The sequence below is a fragment of the Streptomyces sp. col6 genome (assembly GCF_008042035.1).
Lineage (GTDB): Bacteria > Actinomycetota > Actinomycetes > Streptomycetales > Streptomycetaceae > Streptomyces.
This window is the reverse complement of record NZ_RDBL01000027.1, coordinates 112,838-125,200: the sequence shown is the minus strand read 5'-3', so window position 1 is coordinate 125,200 and position 12,363 is coordinate 112,838. Positions and strand designations below refer to the sequence as shown.

13 protein-coding genes and 3 pseudogenes are annotated in these 12,363 nt (G+C 67.3%); 4 read left to right on the top strand and 12 right to left on the bottom strand.

Features of this window, described 5'->3' with window-relative positions:
• Positions 1 to 266: 266 nt before the first annotated feature.
• Positions 267 to 386: pseudogene (locus EAO73_RS36840) on the bottom strand (IS5/IS1182 family transposase); the annotation flags it as partial.
• A gap of 345 nt (positions 387 to 731) precedes the next feature.
• Here EAO73_RS36840 and EAO73_RS27640 point away from each other — a divergent pair.
• Complete coding sequence (locus EAO73_RS27640) at positions 732 to 1,070, top strand: hypothetical protein (RefSeq protein WP_147974267.1); 339 nt, start codon at positions 732 to 734, stop codon at positions 1,068 to 1,070.
• Between the two features lie 337 nt (positions 1,071 to 1,407).
• Here the strand turns inward: EAO73_RS27640 and EAO73_RS27635 are convergent.
• Positions 1,408 to 1,716, bottom strand: a pseudogene (locus tag EAO73_RS27635) (aldo/keto reductase); the annotation flags it as partial.
• Between EAO73_RS27635 and EAO73_RS37160 the strand changes: the two are divergent.
• Positions 1,688 to 1,816 (top strand): hypothetical protein, encoded by a 129-nt coding sequence (locus EAO73_RS37160; protein WP_263576315.1) that lies wholly within the window; start codon positions 1,688 to 1,690, stop codon positions 1,814 to 1,816. The pseudogene EAO73_RS27635 and the gene EAO73_RS37160 sit on opposite strands and share 29 nt — an antisense overlap.
• A 57-nt stretch (positions 1,817 to 1,873) precedes the next feature.
• On the opposite strand, the gene EAO73_RS27630 is transcribed toward EAO73_RS37160, so the two are convergent.
• Complete coding sequence (locus tag EAO73_RS27630; RefSeq protein ID WP_147974266.1) at positions 1,874 to 2,380, bottom strand: NPCBM/NEW2 domain-containing protein; 507 nt, start codon at positions 2,378 to 2,380, stop codon at positions 1,874 to 1,876.
• Positions 2,381 to 2,833: 453 nt separating this feature from the next.
• Between EAO73_RS27630 and EAO73_RS37420 the strand changes: the two genes are divergently transcribed.
• Positions 2,834 to 3,118: a LysR substrate-binding domain-containing protein gene (locus tag EAO73_RS37420; RefSeq protein WP_147974460.1), complete on the top strand. Its 285-nt coding sequence runs from the start codon at positions 2,834 to 2,836 to the stop codon at positions 3,116 to 3,118.
• 52 nt (positions 3,119 to 3,170) lie between these two features.
• On the opposite strand, the gene EAO73_RS27620 is transcribed toward EAO73_RS37420, so the two are convergent.
• From EAO73_RS27620 to EAO73_RS27595, 5 genes and pseudogenes are all read right to left on the bottom strand, one after another.
• The gene (locus tag EAO73_RS27620) at positions 3,171 to 3,311 is read right to left on the bottom strand and encodes a hypothetical protein (protein WP_191134248.1); all 141 of its coding nucleotides are present in this window, start codon (positions 3,309 to 3,311) and stop codon (positions 3,171 to 3,173) included.
• A gap of 260 nt (positions 3,312 to 3,571) precedes the next feature.
• Positions 3,572 to 4,087: an SMI1/KNR4 family protein gene (locus EAO73_RS27615; protein WP_224756505.1), complete on the bottom strand. Its 516-nt coding sequence runs from the start codon at positions 4,085 to 4,087 to the stop codon at positions 3,572 to 3,574.
• Between the two features lie 171 nt (positions 4,088 to 4,258).
• Entirely contained in the window at positions 4,259 to 4,585 is a 327-nt protein-coding gene (locus EAO73_RS27610; RefSeq protein ID WP_147974264.1) for an STAS domain-containing protein, read from the bottom strand.
• 578 nt (positions 4,586 to 5,163) lie between these two features.
• Positions 5,164 to 5,819: pseudogene (locus EAO73_RS27605) on the bottom strand (IS5 family transposase); the annotation flags it as partial.
• Positions 5,820 to 6,134: 315 nt separating this feature from the next.
• Positions 6,135 to 7,067, bottom strand: a complete 933-nt coding sequence (locus tag EAO73_RS27595) for an NADP-dependent oxidoreductase (RefSeq protein WP_224756484.1) — start codon at positions 7,065 to 7,067, stop codon at positions 6,135 to 6,137.
• 88 nt (positions 7,068 to 7,155) lie between these two features.
• Between EAO73_RS27595 and EAO73_RS27590 the strand changes: the two genes are divergently transcribed.
• Complete coding sequence (locus EAO73_RS27590) at positions 7,156 to 8,094, top strand: AraC family transcriptional regulator (protein ID WP_147974263.1); 939 nt, start codon at positions 7,156 to 7,158, stop codon at positions 8,092 to 8,094.
• Positions 8,095 to 8,432: 338 nt separating this feature from the next.
• On the opposite strand, the gene EAO73_RS27585 is transcribed toward EAO73_RS27590, so the two are convergent.
• From EAO73_RS27585 to EAO73_RS27570, 4 genes are all read right to left on the bottom strand, one after another.
• A complete protein-coding gene (locus EAO73_RS27585; protein WP_147974262.1) occupies positions 8,433 to 9,779 on the bottom strand; it encodes an MFS transporter in 1,347 nt (448 codons plus the stop codon).
• Between the two features lie 203 nt (positions 9,780 to 9,982).
• Positions 9,983 to 10,621, bottom strand: a complete 639-nt coding sequence (locus EAO73_RS27580) for a hypothetical protein (protein ID WP_147974261.1) — start codon at positions 10,619 to 10,621, stop codon at positions 9,983 to 9,985.
• Between the two features lie 315 nt (positions 10,622 to 10,936).
• Complete coding sequence (locus EAO73_RS27575; RefSeq protein ID WP_147974458.1) at positions 10,937 to 11,386, bottom strand: SMI1/KNR4 family protein; 450 nt, start codon at positions 11,384 to 11,386, stop codon at positions 10,937 to 10,939.
• A gap of 137 nt (positions 11,387 to 11,523) precedes the next feature.
• Positions 11,524 to 12,335 (bottom strand): IS5 family transposase gene (locus EAO73_RS27570; protein ID WP_224756504.1). Its coding sequence is split into 2 segments (ribosomal slippage): positions 11,524 to 12,009 and positions 12,012 to 12,335, totalling 810 coding nucleotides; the frame shifts between segments, so codons are not numbered across the junction.
• Positions 12,336 to 12,363: the final 28 nt, after the last annotated feature.

Sequence of the window (12,363 nt, the reverse complement as noted above, 5' to 3'; positions counted from 1 at the left end):
TGTGATCGCCCGGAAGCCCTCGACTGCGGCCCCGAACTCCCTGCTGCCCCGGATCGGGGCCCTGGCCCAGCGCAATCTGGGATTGCTACGCACTTGGGCTCCGCGGGGTTGTCTGTAAGGTGCTCGGACACCTCGCCTGACTTACCTCGCCGCCGACGGCGTGCCGGATCGCCCACTCGCTACGTAGGCCGGGGGCGACGCAGGTCTGGACGCCGAAGCAGCGGTGTGGGGACGGGGCAGGGCGAGACGTGTGCGGCCCGCGATCCTCTGCCTGGGCCAATGCCCTGGCCGGGCGCGGGCACATCGGCCGAGGTCTTGACGCTCTGGGCGTCGAGGACGCAGGCGCTGGACTCGACATCGAGGCCTTCGGCCTTCCGGACGAGGCGTGGGACTGCGAAACGTTCGGTGCGACTCCCGATCATGGAAGATCAATCGATGACCAGCGACAACATGACCGAGGCCGCGACCGGCGAGCCGTCCGAGGCCGTGGTGCCGATGTCCATGGACGACTGGTGATCGACGAGCTCGTGAGTCGGGCCCAGGCCGAAGGCCTGCGGCTGACCGGCGAGGGCGGTGCAAGACCTCCAAGGCGTGGTGGGTCATGCCGCCGCGGGCTACGACCTGGGGAAGGCATAAATGCTGACGAGGGCGTGTGGCAGACGGCCTGTGCCGACGGGCCAGAGGGGAGCATCGTGTCGTGGGCCGAGAACACCGTGAAGTGAGGAAACAGCATGACCAAGACCGTGACTGACGAGCAGATCAGAGATCTGGCCGCGACCGCGAAGCCCTACAGCTTGGCGCTCCTCCAGTGGGAGCCGGAACGGGCCACGGACGGAGCGGACGCCATCGAACTCGAACACCAGCGGCGCATGGTGTCGCTGCGCGCGGAGGGGGTGATCGCGATCCTGTGTCCTGTCGGCTCCGACACCGTGGCCGGTGTCGCCATTATGACTGTGCCGGCTGAGGAAGCTGCGGCGATCATGGCCGAGGACCCATGCGTGCGAGCCGGAATGATGCGTTGCGAGGTTCACCCGTGCCATGGCTTCCCCGGAGACGCTCTCCCCGTATGAAGCACCTTGGGGCCCGCCCCATAGCCACCGAGCCGCTTCTCGCTGTCAGGCATCACTCCGCAGGTGGGCATGCGGGTTGTCGTAGAGGACAGCGCCGACCCGGGCCAGATACGTGCGCGCCCTGACTGGCGAGTGCGACCAGGCCGCCCGGACAGCGGGCGAAATGCCCAGCCAGGGGCCTGCGAAACCGGGCAGTGCCGGACGCCGATCGAGAAGTGTTCCTCCTCGACCGGAAAGGGCAGATGCAGATCGCCGAGGGCCCGTACCCCGCGGACGCTGCCGACCGCCCCGGGGTGGAGCAGCGATCAGTGCCCTCGCCGCCCAAACGAGAAACCACTCAGGCCGCCGCGCATTCGGCGAGTGGGCGGCGCCGCAAGGCTGTGTCGGTCAGTGATCGCGGGGGGGGGACGGAGGCAGCCAGGTTGTACAGGTTCACCCCGGGCGGCACGATCTCGTCGATCCGGTCGAGCGTCGCGTCATCCAGGGTCAGCGCTGCACCCTTGAGGAGACCGTCCAACGACTCCATGGTCCGCGGCCCGATGATCGCCGAAGTGACGGCCGGGTGGGCCACGGTGAATGCCACGGCGAGTTCCGGAAGGGCGCAGCCGATGCTCGTCGTGAGCTGCTCAACGGCGTCGAGCTTGCTCCGCTGGCAGCTCACCATCGACTACTCCGAGCGCGACACCCTCGCCCAGGCCACGGGCACCTGTCCGAACAAGCCCGTCACCATCACCCTCGCCCGCTGACTCCCCTCCTACCCGCAGACCAGCACCTTCGTTCAAGGCCGGGTCGGGGCCTGGGTCTCAACGCTTCAGGACCCCGTCGGCCACGGCAGCGACCACGCCGTCCACGTCGCAGGTTTGTCCGTTGTCGAACTCAGGAACGATGGCGAGCTTGACGACGCCGGAGACATCGATCGTCACGGTCTGGGGGCGGTTGATCTGCATCCTGACGTGCTTTCGGAGCTTGCCGTCACCGATGACCGACAGCCGGCCGGGCACCGCAACACCGTCGTCGTCCAAGCCCGCGGTGAAGGTCAACGTCTCGTACTTCTCATTGATGCTGTACTCGAGCCCCGACTGGCAGAGGTAGGTGATGACCATGGCGCCGGGATAGGGCTTGGCGCCCATGGTCACGTCCTGGATCGAGAAGATCTCGTCAGGGGCGATCCCGAGCGGGGTGAGGTCGGCCAGGAGCACATCGTTGGCCGATGGCGATGCATGGCCGGACGGCGAGCGCGTTTCGGCGCCCTCCGGCAACTCGGCGGGCGACGCGGTGACGGTGGCGGTCACCGTTTCTGTGACGGTCACGGTCCTGGCGGAGGGCGAGTCGACCACGGTCGGCAGCCCGAAAAAACCGAGCAGAAGTCCGAGGACTGCGGCGCCCGCGGAGACGAGGGCGGCTATCTCGCCGAGCCGTCTCCGGGCCCCCGGAGGGGCTGGAGACGGCTCGGGGTCAGGTCCGGGGGCAGGCGGTAGGGGTACGGGGGGTAACGGCGGCCTCGTAGGGTCGTCGGGCGGGGGCACTGTGCTCACAGAACAGGTCCTTTCCTCGCGTGATCGCAGTGCATTAAACGGCCCGGACGGCATGCTTCGCCAGGGCCACTCCCGTCTCAGTCGGACTGAGCCAGGGACAGGGCCTCACGACACGCGCCTGTGGCGTCGATGCGGCCCTGTGCCGGAACGAGGGTCCGGTGCGAGGCCGGGACTACGTTCGAGATCTGAGGCTGGGGCAGGGAATTCCCGGTTCCTCCGGGCCAGTCGCTGCCGCCGAAGCAGAAAATACCGATCACCCGTGCACGAGCTCGCAACCCAGGAGACCAGAAGCGGCAGAACCCTCTCCTCGTCGCCGCCGGCGAAGGCGTCTCTATCGCCTGTTCCGACGCCGCACCCCACCACAACACCCCGGGAGTCACCTGGATTCCGCTCCAGGACGCCGTTGCGTTCCAGTACGCGCCGATCTGGCGTAAGCAAGGCGAAACCGCCCGAGTGCGCGCGTTCACCGAGCAACTGCATCGCACCGTGCAGACCACTGCCGCGACGAACTGAGGCCCCGGCATCCCTCCGGGTACACCCCGGGCCGGGGTTCCTGGCGATGTCCTCAGATCGAGAGGCGCGCCGCGATGCCGAGGACGGAGTCCAAACCGGTCTCGAACTGCCACTGCTGATCGTCTTTGCGTCGGGTCTCGCCGATATAGCGCGCGTACATCGGAAAACGGCCGGTGCTCACGAGCCAGGCCATCTGCGAGGACAGTCCCGCGCGGGCCTCCTATTGGGTGGACCAGCCGCGGGCGCCCCTTGATGCCTCGCATCGGGTTGGCGAAGATCAGTCGCGCTGCCTTGAGCGTACTGAAAAGAGACCGCAAGGCACTGGCGTCGTATGCGCGATAGTGGCCGGTCGGCGATCGCCGACAGCTCGGAGGCGAGGATCTGGTGGCCAATGAGCATGATCATGAGTCGTCGGCTTGCCCGGCGCCCACGCTGATTCCACCGTGGCCATGTTCAGGGCAGAGGTTCGTAGAACGGGCGATCAGGTGCGAAGTTGCGCGAACACACCGTCACGTCCTCACCCCTGAGATACGCCAGCAGCCATGCGCCGAACGCCATCTCGTGGAGAGTCCAGGCCGGGCTGTCGAACTCCTGGACCACGACGCGCCAGGGCGACGAAGCATCGTCCGGAACGCGAAGGAAGACCGCCTCGCCCGTCGTGGCCGTCGCCACCGGCATCAACTCCCCAGGGCCCGCTCCTGCCGGAGCCGGTAGGAAATCCGCCATGTCCTCCTCCCGCCACATCTCGAGATCCCTCCTGATCATCGTTGCCAGGTCGTGCAGGAGATGACCGGCGGGGTGCTTCAGGTACAGCTGCCTGTTGATCTCGATCGAGCCGTAAGCGTCCACGATCTCGCGGAAGTCGGAAGGGAACTCGAGGCCGAACTCCCCCTCCATCTCGATCCATGGCGCCGCATCCGACCAGTTGAACCGGGGCTCCCCCAACAGGGCTTCAACCTCCGAGAGCATCGCCACCACCAGGCCCCTTTCCTCGGGTTACGGAAGTCCCGGCCGCGACCCCGCGCCGGTAGCCTACGGACGGGCCCCGTGCTGGTCGGCGGCGGGTCACAGCAGGGATCGAAGTGGCCCAGCGGATCGTCGTCCGGCCGAAACCGGAGTTCGGACGCCTCACCAAACTGGTCAAGCTAAGTCACCGGGGCGAAATGTAAAGACCTGGTCCAGGCCTGTCAGGGTGAAGATGCGTATCAGGTGCGTCGGCACAGCATCCAAGACCATGGTGGCTCCTGCCGCTTGAGCGTGCTGGCGGGCAGCGAGGAGGGCCGTGATGCCAGTGGAGTCGCAGAACTCCACACCGGACAGGTCGACGACCAGGCGCTGTCCCGGGGAGAGACGGAGGGCCTCGGTCCTAAGGCTCAGGGCGGCGGAACTTGCGTAGTCGAGTTCGCCAATCACGTGCAGTGCGGGGCCGGCGGGGGTTTCGTCCGGTGTGATTTTGAGCGGGCTCATACAGAGTGATTCGTTGCCGGCCGGGTGTGTGGATTGGTGCGGGGATGACGAGAGTCCAGCCGGGTGGTCTTGTCTGCCTCCGCCGGGCCAGCAGAGTGCCGAGAACTCGTCGGGCGTCATGCCGAACGGCGCTGCTTCATACAGCCATTGACCGGCGCGGCCCCAGGGGCGCATTGCCTGGTCGTCCGGGGTGTGTGGTCTCAGGTGCGCCGCGGGTGCAGGAACCAGCGGCCCGGCCTGGGCTCTGCCACCGTCTCGTCCCGCTCCAGGTCGTGAGGCTCGGAGCGGTGAAGGAGTATCTGTACCAGCAGCAGTTCTCGAGGACGACGCGGTGTCCTTGAGGCTGTGAGCCCGTGAGGCGAAGCTCGCGCCGTGCTCCCGCACTGTCCTCAGAGCTGCGACCGCCACCGCTTCGCGCCCGGGACGACGTGTGGGTGTCGGGCTTGGCCCCCATATCTCGGCCGGCCGTGGTGCCTACTGAAGCTGCCCGGAGGCGTTGTGACGGCGATCACCCACGGTAGGGGGTGACGTACCGAAACACCCGGCGCGAGCTGTACTGACATTGCTAAGACCGTGTTTTATGTGGTGAGACGGGCGAGTCGTTTGTAGCAGCAGAGTGCTGCGGTGAGGCCGAGAAACGCCAGGTAGTTGCGGGGATGGTGTTCGTATCGGTGGTTGAGCCTGCAGTAGCCGGTCAACTAGGACATCGTCCGCTCGATGACCCAACGTCGGCGGCCCAACCGTTCGCTGGACTCGACTCCCTTGCAGGCGATGCGCACGCCGATGTGCTTGCCCCATAGCCATCGCCGCAGGTGAGGGACGTCGTATGCCTTGTCCGTATGGAGGCGCTGAGGCTTGAGGTAGCGGCCGCGGTGGGGGTCGTGTCTCGTTTGGTGACCTATGATCATGGGCTTGAGGGCGAGGCTGTCGTGGGTGTTGGCCGCGGAGATACCGACGAGGAGGGGCAGTCCGTTCGCGTCCGACAGGACGTGCATCTTGGAACCCGGCTTGCCCCGGTCCACGGGGCTCGGGCCTGTGAGTTCACCCCTTTTTTAGCCCTCACGTGCGCAGAGTCGAGCACGGCGCGGGACAGATCGAGCAGGCCATCGTCGGCCAGCCGGTGCAGGATCTTCTCGTGCAGCCGGCCCCAGACGCCGGCTCTCGACCAGATCAGGAACCTTCGGTGGGCCGTCGACTTCGATATCCCGAAACAGGGCGGCAACGCACGCCGGGCGCTGTGCTTCCCGCTCTGCCGCCCGCGGTTCGGCCTCCTGGCGCTCGCGCTCCTGGGCCGTCGGCTAGCGGGCCGGTTGCTGAGGCCAGTGGCGTTCCAGGGCGGCCTGGTCGCGGGGGGTTGCCGATCGCGTCGAACAGATTCTGCGGGCCAAGTCAGCCGAAGCGGCGGAAGACCGACCCGTGCGGGCCGTGGGCGCGGAGGTCGCCCAGGGTGGTTGTCTGCGTACACGTGAACGTGCTCAGCAGGGTACGGGGGAACGTGACCAGCGGCCCGGAGACGCGGAGGCCGGATTCCGGGTCCGGCCACCTGGGCTCATGGAATGATGAGGACTTTGCCCCGGGTCCGGCCGGCCTGGCTGAGGTTGTGGACGTCGGCGAGGCCGGACAGGGGGCGCGACGAGCTGATGTCGACGCTGACCGTGCCCGCGTCGACGAGTTCGACAAGCACCCTCAGGTCCGCGATGTCGTTGCGAGCGACCATGTGCATCGCGCTCACCCCGGCGTCGAGAGGCGGCTCGATCAGGGTCGTGATCGACACGATCCGGCCGCCCTGCCGCACCAGAGGCACCAGGGCCACGGCGTCCTGTGAGCTCACTGGGACCAGGTTGAGCAGGACGTCCACCGGGCTGTCGAGCGCGGTGCTCACCGGTCGGGCGGTGTAGTCGATGACGTGGTCTGCCCCCTGTTGCAGGACCGCCTCGGTACTGCGGGGACCGGCCGTGGCGATCACCTCGGCCCCCGCATACCTGGCGAGCTGCGTGACGAAGCCTCCGACGCCGCCACCCGCGCCGTTTACCAGCACCCGCTGGCCCGTGGCCACCTTCCCGTGCTCGAACACCGCCTGCCATGCCGTCAGACCGGCGACAGGGAGCGCCGCGGCGTGAGTGAGCGGGATGGACTTCGGTGCCGCAGTCAGCATGGAGGCGGGCGCGCGGACGTACTCGGCAGCCGCACCGCCGCCGTCGAGCCGTCCGATGACACGGTCGCCCACGGCGAACCCCTCCGCCCCTGCGCCGACCTCGGTTACGGTGCCGGCGACGTCCCAGCCGAGCGTGTAGGGCAGGTCCACGGGGAGGAACGCCTCCAGCAGTCCGGCACGCAACGCGGCCTCGGTGGGGTTGAACGAGTTGGCGGCCACCCGGATGAGCACTTCACCGAAGTCGGGGCGGGGATAAGGGACATCGTCGTAGCGGATCACGGAGGCATCGCCGAACTCGTGGATGCGCGCGCTCTTCATCATCGTCATGCCGTGAACCTATGACTGCCGACGAGGACGATCCATGTGTCAGGATTCTCCATCCATGCGCGATCGTCTCGCGCTCTACGCTCGGCGCATGGATGTACTGAGCGATGTGGTCGCGGTGACGCGGACCGGTCGACCCAGGTCGGCGTATGTGCGGTGGCATGCTCCGTGGGGCCAGGAGTTTTCCTCCGTACCGGGTTCGGCGGGCTTCCAGGTGGTCCTGGACGGCTCCTGCTGGCTCCTGGCCGCCGGCGCGGCACCTGTCCGGCTGGGCACGGGGGACGTGGTGTTCCTGCCGCACGGCAGAGGGCACGTCCTGGCGGACAGCCCCGAGACCCCGCTGGCGACTCCTGCCTGCGGCCCCGATGACGCCAAGCGGTACGACGCCTACGCGTCGGACAACGTCGACAGGAGCGGAGAGGGCGGTCCGGTTACCGTGCTGCTCTGCGGGTCGTACCGGCTCGACCCGTCCCGCGCCCACCCGCTGTTGCTCTCCCTCCCGGATGTGATCCACCTTCCTGCGCACCCTGGCCGCCGCGCCGAACTGGACGCGGCGGTGAAGCTGCTCGCAGCCGAGCTGGAGGCCCCGAACCTGGGCACGGACGCGGCTGTCCCCGCGCTCCTGGACACCCTGCTGCTCTACATCCTGCGCATCTGGTTCGACGAACAGCCGCTCCACGGGGACCACACCACCGGATGGGCCGCCGCGCTGAACGACCCTCCGGTCACCGCCGCCCTCCACGCCGTCCACCACGACCTGGCTGCCCCGTGGACGGTGGCAAAACTCGCCGCGGAAGCCGGACTCTCCAGGGCTCCCTTCGCCAAGCGCTTCGCGCGGCTGGTCGGCCAGCCGCCCCTCGCCTACCTGACCTGGTGGCGGATGACCACAGCAGCACGACTGCTCCGGACGTCGGACGCACCGCTGCGATCGGTCGCCGCGCAAGTCGGGTACACGTCCGAGTTCGCTTTCGCCCACGCGTTCAAACGCGCGCACGGCACCCCGCCCGGAACCTACCGCCGGAAGGCCTGACCCGGAGCGGCCACACCTGAGCACGTTCACTCGTACGCGGCTGGGTTCATTCCCGTGTACGCGGACAGCTGACCCCCACCCGGGCGCGGCTTTAGCGGGCACCTCACAAGGGCTGGGCTCTGCAGATGAGGCAGGCCATCCAATCTGCCCGGGGCCGTCCCGCAGGCCGGCAAGGGCCGACCGGCCGGAGAGCCCCCCCTTGTCGCGTCCCGAGCCGGCCGGTCACAGGCATCCGAATCGACATCGTCCACCATCTATAGGTCACTCGGATCGCCGCGGCCCCCGCCCCGTCGGTGGCCGTGGCTTCCAGCGCGCTGGCGTTGGCCTTGCGTAGGTTGTTACGGAGCAACACGCTGAGCAGCCATGTCCGCTGTTGGGCTCGCGTGGGCGGGCGGGTCTGCTTTCCTGAGGGCCACGGTAGCGAACAGTCCGCTGATCATGATTACGGATCCTGCGAGCAGGAACACCGTGTCGATTCTCCCGAAAGAGATGCCTGCCATCTCGTGGTGGAAGTCTCGCCAGGCGGTACTTACCAGCCAGCCCGCGCCAATCGCCGACATCATGGACGCCAGTTGTTGGACGGGGGCGAACGTCGAGATCGCTCGGCCGATGTACGCCTCGGGGGTGGCCGGCAGCAGGATGGGCGCCATAGCGGCATTGATCGCTCCCAGCGGCACGCCGATGAGCGCGATGACTGGCACCGCGGCCCAGATGGTTTCGAGTCGGGCGTAGAAGACAAGACCAAGTCCTACGAGTGCCAGTCCCACGCCGAACACGTGAACGTCCCGGAATCGTCGGCATAGCCTGCCCGCGGCAAGCGCGCCGGCCACCGCGCCCAGCCCTTCACCCATGCCGAGAGTCCCGTACAGGCTTGCCTTCGCGTGGAGGTTCTCGGGGAGAAAGAATACGTTGAGCTCGTTGAGCGCTGCCGCCCCGAAGGCCGCGACCGCGACCGCTATGAGCAGCATCCTCAAGACCGGGCTGCCAAAGACGAAGCGGGTTCCGTCCCGGAGTTCGGATATGAAGCGCCTCAGCGTGGCCTCCTGGGTGCCGCTGGCATCGAGTCCCTCGCTGAGGTTGGGTACGGGTGCGGGTCTCACGCTCCGAACCAGCAGGAAGGAGGCCATGAAGGACAGCGCGTTGAGGAAAAGGGCCAGCGGAGCACCCATGGTGAAGAGAAGAGGCGCGGCCAGCGGGGGACCCACAATCGCGGCGGTGTACCCGGTCGCCTGCAGAATCCCTGACGCCTTGGCTCGATCGGTTTCGGGGACGAGTCTGGAGAGCAGCGCGAACCGCGAGGGGTTGAAGAACTGTGCGACGCCGGTGGCCAGCAGCACGGTCGTGTAGATCAGCGCAAGTTTCGCCCCCACGGTTATGGCGTCGGACGGTAGAAGCGCTACGACCGCGAGTAAGAGGATGAGCGTCGCCCGGGCGGCGTCTGCCGCCATCATCGTCGTGCGGTGGTTCCATCGGTCGACATACACGCCGGCGGCCGGGCCGACGAGAAGCGTGCCAAGTGCCACCGCGATCATGACACCGGCGATTGCTACCGGCGCGTAGTCGTTGTCGGGCAGCAGGACGGTGCCGATCCACAGGACGAGGGTGGTGTCGAATACGAAGTCTCCCACCACCGAGACGGCTTGGCCGTAGAAGAGTCTGGTGAAGTTCCGATTGATCAGCCGCATTCATGCATATTGACAGTGGTAGAGCGCTACTTCGGCAGCATCGTTCAGGGAAGCCGAAGGTGAACGCCGCGCAGTCGTAGCAGCAGGGGCCCGGCCGGCTCTACGCGTCGGAGTCGGGCTGGCCTCGTTGCGTACGCGGTGCTCCTGCACCGAGGGGCGTTGTCTGTGGGCAGGGGCGTGTTGCAGCCGATTGAAGGTGCGGTTCAGACGTCTGCCACGTCCACGACGTGGAGCGTGGGCAGCGGGGGGTGGGTGAGCAAGAGCTGCTGTCCGGAGCCGTCGAGGGCCGTGATGCCGATGCCGTTGGGAGGAAAGGGACCGAGTATCTGTCCGCCGACCACCCCGTGGACCCCTCCTGGTGCGGAAACGTCATCATTCACGCGGCGCCTCACCCCGCTCTCGACGTCGATCGCCAGCAGCGGTGGCCTCACTCCTTCGAAGATCAGCGGAACTACGAGGTGCTCGTGGTCCCCGAGCCACGCCCCCTGAGAAGCGCTCAGGCTTTCCATTAGCTCGTAACGGGCCACCTCCCTGCCGCTCTCAACGTCGAGGATCACCGTCACGGGGTCCTCGTCATCGTTCTCGAACCCGGCGGCAATGAAGCGGCCGTCCGGGGACCAGCTCAGCATGCCCACCGGCGTTGCTCCGCCCTGACCAGTCCAGAGACGACGCCGTTCACCACCCGGCAGATCAAGGATGCTGACAGTGACCTGCTCACCTTCCGGACCATCCGACAAGACAGCCAGGTGAGCCCCGTTCGGGGCGAAGGCCGCCAGCAAGTCGCAGGCGTCGTCGGTGACGGAGTCGAACCGAAGCTCCGTGCCGTCCGCGAGGGTGCGCACCACCAAAGCTTGCAAAGAGCGTCGAGGGGACGGGTGAAGAATGCGAAGCGGGTGCCGTCGCGGGACAGTGCCTTGGCCTCCGTCAGCTCGTCGGTACGGGCTCTATGCGCCACGGCGAACCCACCACCAGGCTCCTGCACAATGATCAGCTGATAACGATCCCCGCCTTGCAGTAGGAGGCACGCCCGCAGTACACGCCGCTCCTCCAGCGCGCCCATCTCCAGCCTCCGTCCCGAGCCCTCGTTCGTTCCCACCGGGCCACCTCTCAACACACCGCCCCTTACAACGCCTAACAGAATGGCTGTGCGGGCTGAGCTACAGAGACCCCGGCTCGTCGTCGGCGACGAACCGCGTCAGGGATTGCTCCAGCAGTTCCAGGAACTGCCGCAGGTCGTCCGCTACCTTGTCGAGCTCTGGCTTGTCCAGTGACGGCGTCCGCGTCCGATGAACCGACCCGTCTGGGCCCACGACGTAGGACAGGCCGCCGCCGTTCGAGCCGATGGCAATCTTCTGGTCCGCGCCGGCATCGACAGCGCCGTTCTCCTGGTATCGCAGAAGGACGTCGCTTGCCGCGTCGAGGAAGTAGCCGTTGCCGACGTCCGCCCAGGTGACGTCGCCGATGCTGTGGTAGAAAGTGACCAGGTCAGCCGGGACGAGACCTACTTGAGCAAGCGCGCGAGCCGCGGTTTGATCGTCGCGGATGGCCGGCCGGACCTCGTTGGTGCCGGGAGGAAAACCGTGCCGACGCTCGAACTCGCCCGTCAACGCCACGAGGACCCTGGAGACTCTGCTTGTCCACGAGGCCAGCCAGGCGGGTGAAAGCGAACTGTCACTCATGAGGCTGGATCATTGCATAAACCACGGACACCAATGAGGTAACCCAGCGGCCTTGCACCCCGACGTCAAGACAGTGTCTTGAGTTGTCGGTGGGTGATGAGGCAGCAGGCGAGCCTCAGGAACGCTTCGTGGATGTCGGCCCGCCGTTCCCACCGGATCCGCGGCCGTCGGAAGCCGTGCAGCCAGGCAAAACTTCTCTCTACGACCCAGCGGTAGGTGCCCAGCCCGGTGCCGTGTCGGGTGCCGCGGCGGGCGATCGCGGGCACGATGCCACGGGCGCGGACCTGGTCGCGATAAATGTCGTGGTCGTAGCCGCGGTCGGCGAACAGCGAATCCGGCTTGCGGCCGGGACGGCCGACCCGGCCGCGGACCGGCGGGATCGCGTCGAGCAGCGGCAGGAGCTGGGTGACGTCGTTGCGGTTGCCGCCGGTCAGCAGGACAGCCAGCGGGGTGCCGTGCCCGTCAGTGATCAAGTGGTGTTTGGAGCCGGCGCGGCCCCGGTCGACTGGCGAAGGGCCCGTTTGGCTCCCCCTTTTAGCGCCCTGACGTGGGAGGAGTCAACCACGCACCGGGACCACTCCAGCCGCGAGACCGCGTTCAGTTCGGCCAGCAGGACCGCGTGCAGCCGCTGCCAGACGCCAGCCTGGTTCCAGTCCCGTAAGCGGCGCCAGCACGTCATGCCCGAGCCGAAGCCGAGACCTCGTGGCAGGTACTCCCACTGGATCCCGGTGTGCAGCACGTACAAGATTCCGCACAGCACCTGCCGGTCCGGCAGCGGCTTGCGGCCCGGATGCCGAAAGCGTCGCTCACGCTGCGACAACAGCGGCTCCAAGCGGTCCCACAGCTCATCCGACACGATCCACGGCGACTTCCCCACACCGAACCGAACGCTCAACTACCGCCCT